This window comes from Leifsonia sp. A12D58, assembly GCF_047530025.1.
GTDB lineage: Bacteria > Actinomycetota > Actinomycetes > Actinomycetales > Microbacteriaceae > Cryobacterium.
The window spans coordinates 1-19455 of the sequence record NZ_JBLJAT010000001.1; the positions used below are offsets into that span (position 1 = coordinate 1).

Annotated in this window: 12 protein-coding genes; 11 read left to right on the forward strand and 1 reads right to left on the reverse strand. The window is 60.9% G+C overall.

Annotation, left to right across the window (positions count from 1 at the left end; all coding sequences use genetic code 11):
- Positions 1 to 328 precede the first annotated feature (328 nt).
- The 3 genes from rpoB to ACMT3I_RS00015 all read left to right on the forward strand — a co-directional run bounded on the left by rpoB (position 329) and on the right by ACMT3I_RS00015 (position 8593).
- A complete protein-coding gene (rpoB, locus tag ACMT3I_RS00005; RefSeq protein WP_414802397.1) occupies positions 329 to 3820 on the forward strand; it encodes a DNA-directed RNA polymerase subunit beta in 3492 nt (1163 codons plus the stop codon).
- A 45-nt stretch (positions 3821 to 3865) separates the two neighbouring features.
- Positions 3866 to 7762, forward strand: coding sequence for a DNA-directed RNA polymerase subunit beta' (locus tag ACMT3I_RS00010; protein ID WP_414802398.1), 3897 nt, complete (start codon positions 3866 to 3868; stop codon positions 7760 to 7762).
- A 138-nt stretch (positions 7763 to 7900) separates the two neighbouring features.
- Complete coding sequence (locus ACMT3I_RS00015; RefSeq protein ID WP_414802399.1) at positions 7901 to 8593, forward strand: hypothetical protein; 693 nt, start codon at positions 7901 to 7903, stop codon at positions 8591 to 8593.
- A gap of 11 nt (positions 8594 to 8604) precedes the next feature.
- Here the strand turns inward: ACMT3I_RS00015 and ACMT3I_RS00020 are convergent, their stop codons facing one another.
- Positions 8605 to 9060 carry an iron chaperone gene (locus ACMT3I_RS00020; protein ID WP_414802400.1) on the reverse strand — a complete coding sequence of 152 codons (456 nt, stop codon included), beginning with the start codon at positions 9058 to 9060 and terminating at the stop codon, positions 8605 to 8607.
- 412 nt (positions 9061 to 9472) lie between these two features.
- Here ACMT3I_RS00020 and ACMT3I_RS00025 point away from each other — a divergent pair, with 412 nt between their 5' ends.
- From ACMT3I_RS00025 to ACMT3I_RS00060, 8 genes are all read left to right on the forward strand, one after another.
- Entirely contained in the window at positions 9473 to 11143 is a 1671-nt protein-coding gene (locus ACMT3I_RS00025; RefSeq protein ID WP_414802401.1) for a GspE/PulE family protein, read from the forward strand.
- Between the two features lie 29 nt (positions 11144 to 11172).
- Entirely contained in the window at positions 11173 to 13719 is a 2547-nt protein-coding gene (locus tag ACMT3I_RS00030; RefSeq protein WP_414802402.1) for a type IV pilus twitching motility protein PilT, read from the forward strand.
- A complete protein-coding gene (locus tag ACMT3I_RS00035) occupies positions 13719 to 14948 on the forward strand; it encodes a type II secretion system F family protein (protein WP_414802403.1) in 1230 nt (409 codons plus the stop codon). Before ACMT3I_RS00030 ends, ACMT3I_RS00035 begins: the two co-directional genes overlap by 1 nt.
- A gap of 173 nt (positions 14949 to 15121) precedes the next feature.
- The gene (locus tag ACMT3I_RS00040) at positions 15122 to 15562 is read left to right on the forward strand and encodes a type II secretion system protein (protein WP_414802404.1); all 441 of its coding nucleotides are present in this window, start codon (positions 15122 to 15124) and stop codon (positions 15560 to 15562) included.
- Between the two features lie 82 nt (positions 15563 to 15644).
- On the forward strand, positions 15645 to 16319 hold the full coding sequence (locus ACMT3I_RS00045; protein ID WP_414802405.1) for a type IV pilus modification PilV family protein: 675 nt from the start codon (positions 15645 to 15647) through the stop codon (positions 16317 to 16319).
- Positions 16320 to 16386: 67 nt separating this feature from the next.
- Positions 16387 to 16983, forward strand: a complete 597-nt coding sequence (locus tag ACMT3I_RS00050) for a hypothetical protein (RefSeq protein ID WP_414802406.1) — start codon at positions 16387 to 16389, stop codon at positions 16981 to 16983.
- Positions 16984 to 17069: 86 nt separating this feature from the next.
- The gene (locus tag ACMT3I_RS00055; protein WP_414802407.1) at positions 17070 to 18536 is read left to right on the forward strand and encodes a hypothetical protein; all 1467 of its coding nucleotides are present in this window, start codon (positions 17070 to 17072) and stop codon (positions 18534 to 18536) included.
- A complete protein-coding gene (locus tag ACMT3I_RS00060; protein WP_414802408.1) occupies positions 18533 to 19423 on the forward strand; it encodes a prepilin peptidase in 891 nt (296 codons plus the stop codon). Before ACMT3I_RS00055 ends, ACMT3I_RS00060 begins: the two co-directional genes overlap by 4 nt.
- The last annotated feature ends 32 nt before the right edge of the window (positions 19424 to 19455 follow it).

Below are 19455 nucleotides of genomic sequence, written 5' to 3' on the forward strand. Positions count from 1 at the left end.
TTATGGCCCCGCCATAACGACCACAACTCCGGTTTCGCGTGCCGGAATGGGGCCCGAGGGGTCGACGAAGCTGGGTTATACCCGAGAATACGGAGCAGGTCAACATTTGGGTAGACACGGCGCGTCAGAGCGCCTATGCTTGATCTTTGCGCTCCCAGACAAACCTCTGCCTTCATATTGCGGTCGGCTTTGCGTGCTCAAGCCACCTTGACGCACATCTCTCATTGAGGTGTCAACGGTTTTATTACCCGCGAAATCTCAGAGGGTCTGTGGAGTACTCCATTACTACCAGTAACTAGACCTGACGGGGTCCACGGAGGTTATTTCCTTGGCTGCTGCGCGCAACGCAACCACCAACTCACCCAAGAACGGCCGCTCAGCTGGGCGTCTTTCGTTCGCAAAGATCACCGATACTCTCACTGTTCCGGATCTGCTCGCTTTGCAGACCGAGAGCTTTGACTGGCTCGTTGGGAACGACGGCTGGAAACAGCGCGTCGCCGAGGCGCAGAAGGTCGGTCGTCAAGACCTCCCGAGCCGCACCGGCCTCGACGAGATCTTCGAAGAGATCTCTCCGATCGAAGACCTCGGCGAAACGATGCAGCTGTCGTTCACGAACCCGGAGCTCGAGCCGGAAAAGTACACCATCGACGAGTGCAAGGAAAAGGGTAAGACCTACTCCGCACCGCTCTACGTCAACGCTGAGTTCATGAACCACCTCACCGGTGAGATCAAGACCCAGACCGTTTTCATGGGCGACTTCCCGTTGATGACCCCCAAGGGCACCTTCGTGATCAACGGCACCGAGCGTGTCGTCGTTTCACAGCTCGTGCGTTCACCTGGTGTGTACTTCGAGCGCCAGCAGGAGAAGACGTCTGACAAGGACATCTACTCTGCTCGCGTCATCCCGAGCCGTGGTGCATGGCTCGAATTCGAGATCGACAAGCGCGACCAGGTCGGCGTTCGCATCGACCGCAAGCGCAAGCAGTCGGTCACTGTCTTCTTGAAGGCCCTCGGCCTCACGAGCGAAGAGATCCTCGAAGAGTTCAAGGGCTACGCGTCCATCGAGCTGACCCTTGAGAAGGATGCCATCCTCACGAAGGAAGAGGCCCTCAAGGACATCTACCGCAAGCTCCGCCCGGGCGAGCAGGTTGCTGCTGAAGCTGCCCGCGCGCTGCTGGACAACTTCTACTTCAACTCGAAGCGTTACGACCTGGCAAAGGTTGGTCGTTACAAGATCAACCGCAAGCTCGGCCTTGAGGCTCCGCTGTCCGACTCGGTACTGACCCTTCAGGACATCCTGTCGACCATCAAGTACCTCGTCGCCCTGCACGACAACCAGACGACGCTTCCGGGTACCCGCGAGGGCAAGCCGGTCGACATCCGTCTCGACGTCGATGACATCGACCACTTCGGTAACCGTCGCATCCGCGCGGTTGGCGAGCTGATCCAGAACCAGGTTCGCACCGGTCTGTCCCGCATGGAGCGCGTCGTTCGCGAGCGTATGACCACGCAGGACATCGAAGCGATCACCCCGCAGACCCTGATCAACGTGCGCCCCGTCGTTGCCGCGATCAAGGAGTTCTTCGGTACGTCGCAGCTGTCGCAGTTCATGGACCAGAACAACCCGCTCGCCGGCCTGACGCACAAGCGTCGTCTGTCCGCGCTGGGCCCGGGTGGTCTGTCACGTGACCGCGCAGGTGTCGAGGTGCGAGACGTTCACCCGTCGCACTACGGCCGTATGTGCCCCATCGAAACCCCTGAAGGCCCGAACATCGGTCTGATCGGTTCACTCGCATCGTTCGCTCGCATCAACGCATTCGGTTTCATTGAGACTCCGTACCGCCGCGTTGTTGATGGCGTTGTCACCGCAACGATCGACTACCTCACGGCAAGCGAAGAAGACGAGTACATCGTCGCGCAGGCCAACGCCCCGCTGACCAAGGACGCACGCTTCGCTGAAGACCGCGTTCTGGCCCGTAAGAAGGGTGGAGAGGTCGACCTCATCCCGCACGACGAGATCGGCTACATGGATGTCTCGCCGCGCCAGATGGTGTCGGTCGGTACATCGCTCATCCCGTTCCTCGAGCACGACGATGCTAACCGCGCACTCATGGGTGCCAACATGCAGCGTCAGGCCGTCCCCCTGCTTCGCAGCGACAGCCCGCTCGTCGGTACCGGTATGGAGGGCTACGCAGCCATTGACGCCGGTGACGTTGTCACCGCCGACAAGGCTGGCGTTGTCATGGAGGTTTCGGCTGACGTCGTTACCGTCCAGCTCGACGAGGGTGGAACGCAGGAGTACTACCTGCGCAAGTTCAACCGCGCCAACCAGGGCACCAGCTACAACAACCGCGTCATCGTCAATGCGGGCGACCGCATTGAGGTCGGCGAGGTTATCGCTGATGGTCCCGCCACCGACAACGGTGAGCTCGCACTCGGAAAGAACCTCCTCGTGGCATTCATGCCGTGGGAAGGCCACAACTTCGAGGACGCGATCATCCTGAGCCAGAACCTGGTGAAGGACGACGTTCTCTCCTCGATTCACATCGAAGAGTACGAAGTTGACGCTCGCGACACCAAGCTGGGCAAGGAAGAGATCACTCGCGACCTGCCCAACGTTTCGCCGGATCTGCTTGCAGACCTCGACGAGCGTGGCATCATCCGCATCGGTGCAGAGGTTCGCCCCGGCGACATCCTCGTCGGCAAGGTCACGCCTAAGGGCGAGACCGAGCTCTCCGCTGAGGAGCGCCTGCTCCGTGCGATCTTCAACGAGAAGAGCCGCGAAGTTCGCGACACGAGCCTCAAGGTTCCCCACGGTGAGCGTGGAACGATCATCGGTGTCAAGGTCTTCGACTCGCAGGACGGCGACGACGAGCTCGGCTCAGGCGTCAACCAGCGTGTTGTCGTATTCATCGCCCAGAAGCGCAAGATCACCGAAGGTGACAAGCTCGCTGGACGTCACGGCAACAAGGGTGTTATCTCCAAGATTCTCCCCGTTGAAGACATGCCGTTCCTCGCAGACGGTACCCCGGTTGACATCATCCTCAACCCGCTCGGTATCCCGGGTCGAATGAACTTCGGCCAGGTCCTCGAAACCCACCTTGGCTGGATTGCCAAGCAGGGTTGGAAGGTCGAGGGTAAGCCGAAGTGGGCTGCCAAGCTGCCAGAGGCTGCGCACAGCGCTGCACCGGGCACCAAGGTTGCAACCCCGGTATTCGACGGTGCACTCGAGCAGGAAATCGAGGGTCTTCTTGACTCAACGACTCTGACGCGCGATGGTGACCGCCTGATCGGTCGCTCCGGTAAGACTCAGCTGTTCGACGGCCGCTCCGGCGAGCCGTTCCCGAACCCTGTTTCGGTCGGTTACATGTACATCCTGAAGCTGCACCACCTCGTCGACGACAAGATCCACGCTCGTTCGACCGGTCCGTACTCCATGATCACGCAGCAGCCGCTGGGTGGTAAGGCACAGTTCGGTGGACAGCGTTTCGGTGAGATGGAGGTGTGGGCGCTCGAAGCATATGGCGCCGCATACGCACTTCAGGAACTCCTGACCATCAAGTCCGACGACATCCTCGGCCGCGTCAAGGTGTACGAAGCAATCGTCAAGGGCGAGAACATTCAGGAACCTGGTATTCCAGAGAGCTTCAAGGTTCTGATCAAGGAAATGCAGTCGCTGTGCTTGAACGTCGAGGTCCTCTCGGCAGACGGCACGGCAGTGAGCCTGCGCGACACGGATGACGAAGTCTTCCGTGCTGCTGAGGAACTCGGCATCAACATTTCCACCCGGTTTGAGTCGTCGTCAATCGACGACATCTAAGCCTGGCCACTGAATCGACTCCGAAAAACTTTCCAAGGAGAGAAATTGCTCGACGTAACAACTTTTGACGAGCTTCGCATTGGCCTGGCTACCGCTGACGACATTCGTCGTTGGTCACATGGTGAGGTCAAGAAGCCCGAAACTATCAACTACCGCACGCTCAAGCCCGAGAAGGACGGTCTGTTCGGCGAACAGATCTTCGGTCCTTCCCGCGACTGGGAGTGCTCCTGTGGCAAGTACAAGCGTGTGCGCTTCAAAGGCATCGTTTGTGAGCGCTGTGGCGTAGAGGTCACCAAGTCGTCTGTGCGCCGCGAGCGCATGGGCCACATTGAGCTCGCTGCTCCCGTCACTCACATCTGGTACTTCAAGGGTGTTCCTTCCCGCCTCGGCTACCTGCTGGACATGGCACCGAAGGACCTCGAGAAGGTCATCTACTTCGCCGCATACATGGTCATCACCGTGGACGAAGACGGACGCCACCAGGACATGCCTGGACTGGAGAACGAACTTCGCCTCGAGATCAAGACCCTGGAGGGCCAGCGCGACTCACGTATCGCTGACCGTCTGGCGCGCCTTGAGAACGACCTCGCAGCCCTTGAGGCTGAGGGTGCGAAGAGCGACCAGAAGAAGCGCACCAAGGACGCCGCTGAGAAGGAGATGAGCCAGGTCCGCAAGTCTCTCGACGAGCAGATCGCTCACCTCGAGCGCGTGTGGGAAGACTTCCGCACGCTGAAGGTCGGCGACCTGAAGCCTGAGGACTCGGTCTTCCACGAGCTGCAGGACCGCTTCGGTATGTACTTCGAGGCCTACATGGGCGCCGAAGCCATCAAGAAGCGCCTTGAGGCATTCGACCTGGTCACCGAAAGCGAAAACCTGCACCTGCAGATCGCTGAGGGCAAGGGCCAGAAGAAGATCCGTGCGATCAAGCGTCTGCGCGTCGTCAACGCATTCATCATGACCGGCAACTCGCCGGCCGCGATGGTGCTCGACGTTGTGCCCGTCATCCCGCCGGAACTGCGCCCGATGGTGCAGCTCGACGGTGGCCGCTTCGCGACCTCTGACCTCAACGACCTCTACCGTCGCGTGATCAACCGCAACAACCGCCTGCGTCGCCTCCTTGACCTCGGTGCCCCCGAGATCATCGTGAACAACGAGAAGCGGATGCTGCAGGAGGCCGTCGACGCACTGTTCGACAACGGTCGCCGTGGTCGCCCGGTCACCGGTACCGGTAACCGCGCCCTCAAGTCCCTGAGCGACATGCTCAAGGGTAAGCAGGGTCGTTTCCGTCAGAACCTGCTCGGTAAGCGCGTTGACTACTCTGGCCGTTCGGTCATCATCGTTGGCCCGCAGCTGAAGCTGCACCAGTGTGGTCTGCCCAAGCAGATGGCTCTGGAGCTCTTCAAGCCGTTCGTCATCAAGCGCCTGATCGACCTGAGCCACGCTCAGAACATCAAGGCTGCAAAGCGCATGGTCGAGCGTTCACGTCCGCAGGTCTGGGACGTGCTCGAAGAGATCATCCGTGAGCGTCCGGTACTGCTGAACCGCGCACCAACCCTGCACCGCCTGGGCATCCAGGCCTTCGAGCCTCAGCTCGTTGAGGGTAAGGCCATTCAGCTGCACCCGCTCGTGTGTGCTGCGTTCAACGCTGACTTCGACGGTGACCAGATGGCAGTTCACCTGCCGCTGTCCGTCGAGGCACAGGCTGAAGCTCGCATCCTGATGCTCGCATCGAACAACATCCTGAAGCCGTCAGACGGCCGCCCGGTGACCCTGCCCACACAGGACATGATCATCGGTCTGCACCACCTGACCACGCTCAAGGAAGGCGTCATCGGCGAAGGCCGCGCGTTCTCCTCTGTCTCAGAAGCGATCCTCGCTTTCGACCAGAAGTCGCTCGACCTGAACGCCAAGGTTCGCATCCGCCTCACCGACAAGTACTTCACCGAGGGCACTCAGCCCGACGGTGTCGAGCTCGTCGACGGCAAGGCAGAGGGCGTTGTTCTGGTGAACACCACTCTCGGTCGCGCAATCTTCAACGAGACGCTCCCGTCCGACTACCCGTACTTCGAGAACGTTGCCGACAAGGGCACCATCTCTGCGATCGTCAACGACCTCGCAGAGCGGTACCCGAAGGTTCAGGTTGCTACAGCACTCGACAACATCAAGGACGCCGGTTTCTACTGGGCCACGCGTTCAGGTGTGACCGTTGCTCTCAGCGACATCCTGACCCCGCCGAGCAAGCCGCAGATCGTTGCCGGCTACGAGAAGCTGGCAGCTAAGGTTCAGTCGCAGTTCGAGAAGGGTCTCACGACCGACCTCGAGCGTCGTCAGGAGCTCATCCAGATCTGGACCAAGGCAACGGAAGACGTTGCTAAGGCCATGCAGGAGAACTTCCCGGCCGACAACACCATCAACCGCATGGTCACCTCTGGTGCTCGTGGTAACTGGCTGCAGGTTCGTAACATCGCCGGTATGCGAGGCCTGGTGAACAACCCGAAGGGTGAGATCATCCCTCGCCCGATCATCTCGAGCTACCGCGAAGGCCTGTCCGTCGCCGAGTACTTCATTGCTACTCACGGTGCTCGTAAGGGTCTGGCTGACACCGCTCTGCGTACCGCTGACTCCGGTTACCTCACGCGTCGTCTCGTTGACGTCTCGCAGGATGTCATCATCCGCGAAGACGACTGCGGTACGACCAAGGGTCTTGAGCTGCCGATCGCGACTGTCGACTCGAACGGGACACTGGTTCGCCACCCCAACGTCGAGAACGCTGTTTACGCTCGCAGCCTGGCTGCCGCCGCGGTTAACGCCAAGGGCGAGGTTGTCGCTGAAGCTGGCGACGACGTCGGTGACGTGATGATCGACAAGCTGGTTGCAGCAGGTGTCGAGAATATCAAGGTGCGCTCGGTTCTGACCTGTGAATCAGCAGTCGGTGTGTGTGCGGTCTGCTACGGCCGTTCACTCGCAACCGGTCTGCTCGTTGACATCGGTGAGGCCGTCGGTATTATCGCCGCACAGTCGATCGGTGAGCCTGGTACCCAGCTGACGATGCGTACGTTCCACACCGGTGGTTCGGCATCAGCAGATGACATCACCCAGGGTCTGCCCCGCGTCCAGGAGCTCTTCGAGGCTCGTACCCCCAAGGGTGCGTCACCGATCGTTGAGGCCTCTGGTCGCATCACGATCGAAGACACTGACCGCAGCCGCAAGGTGATCCTGACGCCTGACAACGGCGACGAAGCGATCGCGTACCCCGTGCTCAAGCGTTCGACCCTCCTCGTTGAGGATGGCCAGCACGTCGAGCTCGGATCGCAGATCATCGTCGGTGCCGTTGACCCGAAGGAAGTACTTCGTGTCAAGGGTGTCCGTGAGGTGCAGAAGCACCTCGTCGGTGGCGTGCAGGATGTCTACCGCTCGCAGGGTGTACCGATCCACGACAAGCACATCGAGGTCATCGTTCGTCAGATGCTTCGCAAGGTCACCGTCGTCGAGCACGGCGACACCGGCCTGCTTCCTGGTGAGCTTGTCGATCGCCTGAAGTACAACGAGCTCAACCGCGCTGCACTCACCGAGGGCAAGAAGACGGCTTCGGCTCGTCAGGAAGTCATGGGTATCACCAAGGCTTCACTGGCAACCGAGTCGTGGCTGTCGGCCGCTTCCTTCCAGGAGACCACCCGGGTTCTGACCCAGGCGGCCATGGAAGGCAAGAGCGACCCGCTGATGGGCCTCAAGGAGAACGTGATCATCGGTAAGTTGATCCCGGCCGGAACCGGTCTCCCGCGTTACCGCGACGTCACCGTCGAGGCAACCGAAGAAGCCAAGGCTGAGCGTTACCCGAACCGCATCTTCACAGATGAGGCCGCCTTCAACGAAGGCGACCTGAGCTTCGTCGATTTCGACAGCTTCAGCTCGGATGACTTCACGCCCGGTACGTACAACTAACCAGCGTGTGACCTAGTCACTAGCGTGTGATCGCAATGGCCTCCTGCTTCGGCAGGGGGCCATTGTGCGTTTGGCGGGTGCGGAACCCAGGCGCCTCCCCGATAAGGTGGAGCAACGTTTCACGGAAGGCGCTGCCGGATGAGTTCTGACAAGACACCGATCACCCCTGCTACACGAAAGCGCGTGGGCACGGCTCTGCTGACCGTTGCCGCCGCCGTGCTCCTGGCGGCGGTCATCGTCGTCCTCGTTGTCTGGCGAGGAGGCGCAACAGCGCCCAGCGCCAGCGGCGAAACCGGCCGTCCGCAGCCCAGCAGCAACCCAACGATCCAGCTCGGCCCGGCAACACCGGTGCCAACGGATGCCGCGCAAACCGATTCCCGCATCCCCACCGACTGCACCGATCTCTACACGACTGACTGGGCGTCATCCCTCGCGCCGCTGGTACTCAACCCGGCATGGACCTCTGGCCCAGATAGCGGCCCGCGGGTTGCCACTGACAGCACCCTGTCCACCCAGCTGCAGGACGCAACGGTACTGATCTGCAATTGGGCAAGCGAGGTCGGGGGAAGCGGACAGGGCATCATCACCAACGTGGCATCGATCACTGCAGAGCAGCAGGCCGACCTCACCGCGTCGATCGGGTCATTGGGGTTTCCCTGCTACGACGAGCTGGACGGTCTCCGCTGTGTCACGGAGCGCTCCGATGATGGCGCAAGCTGGGGAGAATCCCACTTCATCCGCGACGGAATCTGGATCGCGACCAAGTGGGTCAACGCAAGTCCGGACGGCTACACGCACGACATGGTGAACACGATCTTCGGCGCTGCGTAGCAGCATTCGCCTCAGGCGATAGCGGCGGAGATGAGTTCGACGACTCGTTTCTCCACCGCAGGACTCCAGGTCTGCAGCGCGAACGAGACCGGCCAGATCTCGCCGTCATCGAGGTGGGCGGCATCCTGAAATTCCAGGGTTGAGTAGCGCGTGCTGAACTTGCCGGCGTTCTTGAAGCAGAACACAACTTTGCCGTCGGCGTTCGTGTATGCGGGCATCCCGTACCAGGTCTTGGGCGAGAGGTCTGGGGCGTTGGTCGTCGCAACGACGTGCACGCGTTCGGCAAGCGCACGGTCTTCAGGATCCATCTTGTTGATGGCGTCGAGCACGCCTTGCAGCCCGTCTGCCTTCTTGACGCCCGACTTGCCCTCAGCGCGAAGCTCTGCGGCGCGCTGCTTCATCGCGGCGTGCTCCGCTGCTGTGAAACCGGTGGATGCGGATTCGGAGCTGGCATCTTTAGTGAGCATTTCTGTGTTCCCCTTCTGCTGTGCGACTGCATTGCACCTGGTGGACTGTGCCGGCGTCGTCGCCCTCGGTTGTTGTTGACAGGCTAGGCCGAAGCGCACAGGGGTGCTTCTCCAATCCTGCTCGGTTCGGACGCACGCCTCCACGCCCCCACGCAACTCGCCCCGAACCTGTCACACACGTCACATGGATCTCATACATCACGTCCGTCACACCTGCAAGATCCGTCACATCCGTCACTTTCACCCCCTGATCGGGGTTCTATTGCAGACCCACCCGCCGGCTATACGCTCGACTGTTGCGTAACGACACATTGTTGCGTATCAACACCAGGTCTCGTGCGTTCGCCTACCCAGTTCGTAGCTGGCGCTCGATGGCTACCGAAATGCAACTCTCTTCCCGGGGGAGGAACGCGTGGCAACACTCACCGAAATCCTGATTCTGCACGGCCTCTTGCCCATTGAGCATCTCGATACGCTCCTGGCCGGTGATCCGGCAGACGAAAGCGCCGTGCGCACACTTGTCGACTCCGGTGTGATCACCGAAATGCAGTTCGCAAAGGCGCGCGCAGCGCAGGCCAACCTGCCATTTGTCGAGCTTCTCGAGTACCCCGTCGACCGTGTGGCCGTCGCCCTGGTGAATGCCACTGTCTGCCGCCGCCACGAGGTCATCCCGATCGGTGTCGATCAGGGTCGGCTGCTGCTTGCCATGGTCGATCCGGGCAACGTCTTCGCGATTGATGACGTGCGTGCAGCTGCACGGATGCCGGTCTACCCGATCGTCGCCGAGCGCGCCGACTTGCTTGCCGCAATCGCCCGCTACCACCGTGCCGACGACGAGCTCAGTAACCTGACAACCACTCTCGAGGAAGAGAGTGCCCCCGCAGAGACAACGACGTTCGGCAACACCGATTCAGTCGACGATGACGCGCCCATCGTGCGTTTCGTGAATCTGCTGGTGAGCCAGGCCATCCAGGACAAGGCCTCCGACATCCACATCGAGCCGGCCGAACACGATGTCGGAGTGCGCTACCGCATCGACGGCGTGCTGCATGAAATGCAGAGCGCGCCCAAGAGCATCCAGAACGGTGTCATTTCGCGCCTCAAGATCATGAGCGACATCGACATCGCCGAGCGTCGCAAACCTCAGGACGGCCGCATGTCGGTCAGCCACGGTGGCCGCAAGATCGACCTGCGTGTGGCGACCCTGCCCACGGTGTGGGGCGAAAAGGTCGTCATGCGAATCCTCGACAACTCCAACACCAGCCTCAACGTGCGTGACCTCGCCTTGCTCGAGCGCAACTTCGAGGCGTACAAGTCTTCGTATACCAAGCCGTACGGCATGATCCTGGTCACCGGTCCGACGGGTTCTGGCAAGTCGACCACCCTGTACACCACCCTCGGTGCTGTCGCTCGGCCAGAGATCAACGTCATCACTGTTGAGGACCCGGTCGAGTACCGCATGAAGGGCATCAACCAGGTTCAGGTGAATCCGAAGGCCGGCCTGACGTTCGCCAGCGCGCTGCGATCCATCCTGCGAAGCGACCCGGATGTCGTTCTGCTCGGTGAGATCCGCGACCACGAGACCGCGCAGATCGCCATTGAAGCGTCGCTCACCGGGCACCTCGTGCTCTCAACCTTGCACACCAACGACGCGCCGAGCGCCATCACGCGTCTGACCGAGATGGACATCGAACCGTTCCTGGTCGGCTCCGCGCTCGACTGCGTTGTCGCTCAGCGATTGGCTCGCCGGCTTTGCGATCGCTGCAAGCAGCCCGCCGTGCTCGATCCCGAGTACCTCACGAGGCTGCGCTTCAGCTACGACCCGTACCTGCCGCTGCCCACCGTGTACCAGCCGATCGGTTGCACCAACTGCTCGAATACCGGTTACCGCGGCCGAATCGCGGTGCATGAGGTCATGACGGTGAGCGAAGAGATCGAGCGGATGGCCGTCGCGCGAGCATCCAGCGCCGAGATCGGGCGCACCGCACGCGAGCAGGGCATGATCACCCTCCGCGAAGACGGCTGGGAGAAGGCCAAAATGGGCCTGACTTCGATCGAAGAAATTTTGCGAGTCGTGGCATAGTGCCGCTCGCGAACGAAAGGGGAGGCAACATGGACAAGCCTATTTTCGAGATTCCTGTGACACCTCCCGGTGACGACGCTGAAGGGTGGACTCCCAAACTGGCAACGCCGTCGTACACACCATCGAATCCGGATTCGTCATCCCCGTTCGACTCGATCCTGTTCGATGCGCCGACGCCGGGGCTCACCCCCGCGCCGATTTCGGCCGAGTCGGGTGCGTCGGTCGGCATCGAAATGCTGCAGGGTCTCTTCTCCGCTGACGCGGCGTTGGCCGACGAGGCTCCCGGTCTGACGCCGCCCACCTTCGAAGCACCGTCATACTCCGTTCCGCCCGCGGGCGCGCCGGCATTCGGAGGAGCGGCCTCAGGGTCGTTCACCACTGATGCCTCAGCGTCGATCCCTGCGGCATTCGTACCGCCGACATACGACCTGTCGGATGCCGAGACCTCGGTTATTGACGTTCCGGCCCGAAACGCATGGTCTCTCGATTCCGACGACAGCTCGCTGATTCCCAACACCTATGCGGCACCGTCGACCCAGCCGACGTATGAGATCGACGACTACGCGGCGGCATCCGCTGCGCCAGCCTTTTCGCTCGATGACCTCAACATTTCGGCTCCGGGACTCACTGTGCCTGGGTTCACCGCTCCAGCGGACTTCAGCGCGCAGCCCAGCTTCACGCTGCCACCCGTCGATTTCGATCCACCCACGGCGGTCATTCCGGTGATCAGCCCAGATTCCGCGTTCAGCGCAGCAACTGCTGCAGGGGCTGCGGCCACCACAGCGGCAGCACTGCCGGGCTTTGATGCCGGTGTGACGGGTGCGACAAGTGCGGCCAACGCAATCGGTGCGGTCGCGGCCGGTGCGGCGGGTGCCGCCAGTCTTGCGAGCTCCGCAGCTGCAGCTGCAGCACTCTCCGGTGACTCCGCTGCCGCTCGTCTCGCAGCGCAGGCTGCCGCCATCTTCGGGGCGCCGCTGTCCGCGTCGAACTCGTACACGATCCCTGCTCCGGACGCCCTGAGCGACCTGCCAGCCGACCTGCCGACCGAGGCTATCGACATTGTGGGGGAGCCATTCGCGCCGCCGGTCTCCGCGCCTCCAGCCTCTGACTTCGACACCCCGAGCATCGTCCCGGGCGGTCGGCGTGCAGCCCTTGCTGCAGCCGACGCGTTCACGGCGCCTGCCGCAGATGCCGTGCTTGCTGCCCCTGATCTCACGGTCCCCGTCATCGACGCACCGGACGAGCTGCTGACGCCCCCCGTTCTCACAGTGTCAGAGCCGTTGTTCACGCCGCCGACCTTCGTAGCACCTGCACCGACCACGCCCATTGCGACAGTGGCGATTCCGGCACCGACAGCGGATGCGGCATCCGCTTCTGGGTCGGCAGAAGACACCATGACGATCGCCGAGCGTGCAGCGCTCAAGGATGCCGACCCCGAACTCGTTGCGGCGCTCCAGGAGGTTGTCTTGCAGAGGGCATCCGACTTGCACCTCACCGTGAACGCGCCACCCATGCTTCGCGTCGATGGTGGGCTCCGTCCGGCCGGCAGCACTGTGCCGTGGTCGCGCGACAAGGTGCTTGGTGCGCTGTACTCCCTGCTCTCCCCGTTGCAGAAGGAGAACTTCGAGAAGCACCTCGAGCTCGACTTCGCCTATACGATCTCGGCGAACGCCCGATTCCGGGTGAACTTCTACCAGCAACGTGGTGCGGTCGGAGCAGCATTCCGCCTGATCCCCACCGAGATCAAGCAGCTGAAAGACCTCGGCGTGCCAGAGTCGGTCGGCAATTTCGCCAAGCTGCCGCGTGGCTTGGTGCTCGTGACCGGCCCGACCGGTTCGGGCAAGTCGACGACGCTGGCCGCCATGATCGACCTCGTGAACAGCACGCGGGCCGACCACATCGTGACAGTCGAAGACCCCATCGAGTTCTTGCACAACCACAAGATGTCACTGGTCAACCAACGCGAGGTGGGGCACGACACGCACAGCTTCGCCGCCGCGCTCAAGCACGTGCTGCGTCAGGACCCCGACGTCATCCTCATCGGTGAGCTCCGCGACTTGGAGACCATTTCCGTGGCCCTCACGGCCGCCGAGACCGGTCACCTCGTGTTCGCCACCCTGCACACGCAGGATGCCCCGCAGACCATCGACCGCGTCATCGACGTGTTCCCGCCGCACGCCCAGGACCAGGTGCGCGCTCAGCTCGCCGCAACCCTGCAGGGCGTCGTCTGTCAGACGCTCGTGAAGAAGGCCAACGGCCGCGGCCGTGTCGTCGCCACCGAGGTGCTGATGACGACGCCGGCTATCGCCAACCTCATCCGCGAGGGCAAGACCTATCAGATCTCGTCGATGATGCAGGCCGGCCGGGACTCCGGCATGCACACCATGGACCAGCACCTGGCCGACCTGGTCGACTCTGGGCAGATCACGCGCAAGGCCGCCGAAGACAAGGCGCACGATCCCGACGGACTGAGCCGTCTCATCCACCGCGTTGAATCACCTACCGAGGCATCCGCTCGCGCGATGGCGGCCAGCGGCATCGACTTCGGTGACTCGTACTCGCAGGTGGTGCGCTAGTGGCTACAGCACAGGCGTATGCCTACACGGGGCGCGACTCCAAGGGCAAAGTGGTCAAGGGCAAGGTGGATGCCTCCAGCGAGGCGGCAGTCGCATCACGGCTGAACACCATGGGCATCTCGCCCATCTCCATTTCGGAGTCCGTCCAAGGAACAGGCCTCAATAGAGAGATCGCAATCCCCGGCCTGAGCAAGGGCATAGGACTCAAAGACCTCGCGATCATGAGCCGCCAGATGGCGACGATGATCGGTTCAGGCCTCTCGCTGCTGCGCACGCTCAACATCCTGGCGGAACAGACCGAGAGCAAGCCTCTCGCCAAGGTTCTGGGCCAGGTCCGCGACGACGTCGAGACGGGTACTTCGGTCTCGGATGCCTTCGGCAAGCATAGTAAAGATTTTCCGCCGATCATGATCAACATGGTGCGAGCGGGTGAGACCGGCGGATTCCTCGACGGGGCCTTGGAATCCATAGCGGCAAACTTCGAGAAGGAGCTCAAGCTCACCAACACCATCAAGTCGGCACTGACCTACCCGATCATCGTGCTCGTGATGTCACTCGGTGCCGTGCTTATCATGTTGATCTTCATCGTGCCGATCTTCAAAGACATGTTCTCGGGGCTCGGCAGCGAGCTGCCCGCGCCTACCCAGCTGCTCGTTGTGTTGTCTGAATCAATGGTTTGGGTGGTGCCGGTACTAGCCGTCGTGATCATCGTAATTGCCGTGTGGTGGCGCAAGAACAAGAACACACTCGCGGTACGCAAGGTCAAAGATCCCATCATGCTCAAGCTCCCGGTGTTCGGGCCACTGTTACAGAAGGTTGCTGTTGCGCGCTTCGCCCGTAACTTCTCCAACATGATCGGTGCGGGTGTCCCGATCCTGCAGGCTCTTAAGATCGTGGGTGAGACCTCGGGTAACTGGGTGATTGAGAACGCGCTCAACGAAGTCGCCGAATCAGTGCGCCAGGGGCAGTCCATCTCTGGCCCGCTGCTGGCGCAGCCCGTGTTCCCCGCGATGGTCACCCAGATGATCGCTGTCGGTGAGGATGCCGGCTCGCTCGAGGTCATGCTCGACAAGATCGCTGACTTCTACGACGAAGAGGTGCAGACGGCCACGGAGCAGCTCACGGCGGCCATTGAGCCGCTCATGATCGCGTTCCTCGGCGTGGTCATTGGTGGCATGGTCATCGCGCTCTACATGCCGATCTTCAGCATCGCTGGTGCCGTCAAGTAAGACGGTTACCCCACCCCACGCACAAACACTACAAAGTGTCCCCTGCACTGGGGGCGTAAAACGGCACAATACCCCCCTCCCGTGGGGCAGCGCTGAAATTCTCCTGCAAATAGCATGGGAAATCGATCGAGGCACCTGTCCGATCCCTTGCCACCTACTGAATGGATCTCACTGTGCTTTCACGCGCCCTTGCAACCCTGGACCTCCGCCGCAAACAGCAGACCGAGAACGAAAAGGGCTTCACCCTGATCGAGCTTCTCGTTGTTGTCATCATCATCGGCATCCTTGCCGCCATCGCCATCCCGGTGTTCCTGGGCGTGCGTGAGAACGCTTGGAAGGCCTCGGTCGAATCCGACCTCAAGAACGCTGCCGTATCACTGGAGCAGTACGCCACCAACAACAATGGTGGCTTCACCGGGTACACGGGTGGTACGTACACGCCGGCCAACAATGCCGATGCAACCGCCCCCCTCATCAAGGTCTCGCCCGCCAACAGTCTCGTAGTCGCAATCGACGGAAACTCCTACACGATCACTGGCACAAACTCTGACTACGGAGTTGCGCACTCACTCGAATACAGCAGTGCCGAGGGCGGCCTCGGCGACTGGAAGTAGCTCACCAAAAAGGAGCGTGCGGAGTGTCGCCACGGCGGCACTCCGCACGTCCGTATCGTCCTCCTACCCGTAAGGAGATGCCGTGAAACTCATCTTGAAGAGAGCGCAACAGCGTGCGCGTTCGGATGACTCCGGCATGACACTCATCGAGGTCATCGTTGCGATCAGCCTCATCGGCATTGTTGCGACTGCTGCAATTGGCCTCGGAATTACCAGTGAGAAAGGCGCTTCGTCACAACAGCGCCAGGAACTCGCTGTTACGGTCGCGAATGAGGCGATGGAGCTGGTGAGCGCCCAGTCATCTGCCACGAATCCGACCACGGGCGCAAGCTACCTCTATCAAGGTCGTACTGAAGCCAAGGTCGAAGCGGCCTGGGCGCTTAATGCCGGCATAGATGGACTAGCTGCTACTTATCCGGGCTGGGATAGAGCCGCGACGTCGACGTCCGATCCCAAAGTGGCCATTTCGAGGGATGTCACTCGGAGCGGCACAAAGTACACGGTCTTCTCCCTGATCGGCAGCTGTTACATCGCTCGAGTTGGCGGCGGGAATTGTTGGTCGGCGACTGGTGACGCAACCCTGACGAGCAATTCCAGACCGCCAACGACTGCCCCGACAGGCAAGATCCAGATAAACCGCGTTCTCGTTGTCGTGCGTTGGACGGCGGGAAGTGGCTGCTCGACAAATGGGTGCACTTACGTCGCCACGAGCTTGGTCGACGCGCACTCCGATCTTCAGTGGAACACTCATGGTTAAGCGACACGGACACCGGTCTGAACACGAGGCGAAGGCTGACCAGGGTCTCACGATCATTGAACTCGTAGTGGCAATCGGCGTCTTTATGGTTTTCATCGCAATGATTCTCACCACGACGGTGACTCTCGCGCAGAGCGCGTCTCGGACGCAGATTACGGCTGAGGCATCGAACGCCGCGCTCACCGTATTCGGATCATTTGACCGGCAGGCCCGCTATGCAGATGCGATCAATTTCCCTGGTGATGGCGCGACCGGCGGCTCGCGCTATATCGAGTTCCGGACACCGGGCAACAGCTCGGCGAGCGGCGTCACGACTTGCACCCAGTGGCGCTTCGTGCGGACCCTTGGAGTCCTTCAATCCCGGTCGTGGAGCGATGTTCCAGGAACACCATTGCCGCGCTTCACCACGAAGCTGACAAACATGATCGATGATGGCGGCGCTGGATATCCGTTTGAACTGACTCCAGCGAGTCTGAACGGTTCGATAATGCAACAACTGACTGTGATTCTTCACTCCGGCAACGCCTACGTGAATGCGGGAGCAGCAATGAGCACGACCTTCGTCGCACGCAATAGCTCAACGGATTCACCGAGCAACAAGGACGAGAACAATGACAAGGTCAGTGACACGCCAGTATGCACCGTAACGGGGAACCGGCCATGAGGTGCGCGCGAATTTCTAACCTCAAGGTGCGTCGCATTCGAAATGGAGATGAAACTGGCGTTGCACTTTTGACTGCACTGTTGTTCATGCTCATCGCGGCAGGGCTCTCGCTGGTACTCCTTAGCGCAATCCTCGCGCAGGCCGTTCCGGCGTACACCGCTCAAAAGAACACTCGGACTGTTTACGCGGCGCAGGCCGGGTTACAGAGCGGCCTTGCGGTGCTTCGCTCAGCCGTCGCAATGCCTGATGCAGAGGGACGCATCTTCGGCGACTCTTCCAAATTGCCTTGTGACCTTACGGGAAATGTCGCAGCTGATTCCAGCGGCCCAACGTACGTGGTGTCTCTGCAGTACTTTTCCTCGGATCCTACCTATATGACGGCAGTGTGGCGCGACGCCAACAAGATCTATTGCCATGGCAGCGCGGGCTTGGCGACGGTGCCGAAGTACGCCTACATTACTTCGAAAGGGCAAGACGCGGCGATTCCGGGTGTTACTAGCGCGACACTTGGCAACCGCGCTCTGTCAGCGATCTACAAGTTCAAAATCACGAACGTCAACATCGTCGGCGGCATGATCTTCAACTCGACAAACGCGTTCTGCATTGAAGCGGTGTCCGCATCTGCCGGGCAGAAGATCAAGTTTGTCCCGGCTGCGCAGTGCTTGAATACGTCCCTGCAGCTCTGGACGTACGCTGCTGACTACGAATTGAAGCTTGCCAGTTCTCTCGTAGGCGGGGGGCCGGGCCTATGCATCACAGGCCCTAAGAACGCTGGAGAGTCGGCCCAGGACGCGCTCTTGCAGACGTGTAAAGCGAGCCCGGACGCAACTCGCTGGAATCAGCTTTGGAGCTGGACAGGTAGTTCCTCATGGCGAGGCCAGAATGCTACCAACACCGACGTGAGTAACTACTACCTCTCGCCGGGCACCGTGGCGGCTGGCTCGTTCTTGAGAGTAAATGCCGGTTCGTCTGGAAGTTTTTCCCCATCTGCCTCCGTTGGAGCTGGGGCTGCCAGCTACAGCACGAATCAGCTCGTGAACTACCTTGAGTTCGGTCGATGTGCCGACGTGACGGCGGAGACGTGGAGCAAGGAGTTCATGATCTCGTATCCGTGCAAGCAAGATCCCACTGGAGGCGGAGCCAATTTGTTGTGGAACCACAAGTGGTACTACACCGAGCCGGTTTCCCCCGCGACAAAAAGTGCGGTTCAAGACATCCATATCTACACGGAAAAAGAGAAGATCAACAAGAAATGCCTCACGGCGCCGGCCACCGGAGCAGGTGATGTGACGTTCGCAGCCTGCAACCCCGCGTTGGTTAGACAGCAGTGGGTGCGGGTCAAAGATACGGGTGACTATTCAACAAGCTATCTGGTCGTCAACCAAGGGAATTGTCTGACGGTGGATTCCGCAAATCAGTACGTAGAAGCTTCCGGTGCGAAGTTTTCGAAGGTTCGTGTTGCGACGTGCAACGGTACGCTGGCACAGAAGTGGAATGCACCACCCACTTATGTTGACTCCACCTTCGGCGGCTACCGCGAGGTCGCCGGATGATCGCGCTCGCCCTCATCCCCGCAGTATTCGGTTTGCTGATCGGCTCATTCCTGAACGTCGTGGTCTATCGGGTACCGAACGGGCTCTCGATCGTCTCACCGCCAAGCGCCTGCCCGCACTGCAGCTACGAGATCAAGTCGTACGACAACATCCCGGTGCTGTCCTGGCTGTTGCTGCGCGGTAAGTGCCGAAACTGTAAAGCAACCATCTCGTCGCGTTATCCACTCGTCGAAGCCGGCACGGCGCTGATGTTTGTCGGCGTCGCGCTCTGGTGGATGTCAAGCAGCTCGCTTGTCGAGCACTTCGAGACTGGTCTGGCCAGCCTGATGACCACCGGGATGCTGTTCCTCGGAGCAGACGCACCGACAAGCAGCGAGTTCATCGCCGCGGTGCTTATCTTGGTCGCCTTCCTCTATCTGGCCGCCATCAGCATTGCTCTCGCGCTGATCGACCTTGATGTTCACCGCTTGCCCAACGCGATCGTGCTGCCGAGTTACGTCGTGGCTGCCGCGCTGCTCGGGGCGGCCAGCATCCTGAATGGCGACTTTGAAGCACTTTTGCGCGGCGGCATCGGTCTTGCCATTCTCTGGGTCGCCTACCTGATCATGGCGCTGGCCTACCCAGGCGGAATGGGATTCGGCGACGTGAAACTTGCCGGGGTCCTTGGTCTGTATCTGGGCTACCTGGGCTGGGGCGAACTCGCCATCGGCGCCTTCGCGGCGTTCCTGCTCGGTGGGCTGTTCGCCATCGCTCTTGTCGTCTCAAAGCGTGCCAACCGTAAGAGCGGGATTCCGTTCGGCCCGTGGATGCTTGCCGGCGCCTGGATCGGCATCTTCTTCGGCAACTGGGTCTGGAGCGGCTACCTGTCGCTCATCGGACTCTCCTAATTTCCTAATTTTCGTTCTGTAACAAAAGTTCT

Coding starts and splice junctions, on each gene's coding strand:
- ACMT3I_RS00015 (WP_414802399.1), top strand. CDS start 7,901: ATGAGTTCTGACAAGACACCGATCACCCCTGCTACACGAAAGCGCGTG.
- ACMT3I_RS00020 (WP_414802400.1), bottom strand. CDS start 9,060: ATGCTCACTAAAGATGCCAGCTCCGAATCCGCATCCACCGGTTTCACA.
- ACMT3I_RS00030 (WP_414802402.1), top strand. CDS start 11,173: ATGGACAAGCCTATTTTCGAGATTCCTGTGACACCTCCCGGTGACGAC.
- ACMT3I_RS00055 (WP_414802407.1), top strand. CDS start 17,070: ATGCTCATCGCGGCAGGGCTCTCGCTGGTACTCCTTAGCGCAATCCTC.
- ACMT3I_RS00060 (WP_414802408.1), top strand. CDS start 18,533: ATGATCGCGCTCGCCCTCATCCCCGCAGTATTCGGTTTGCTGATCGGC.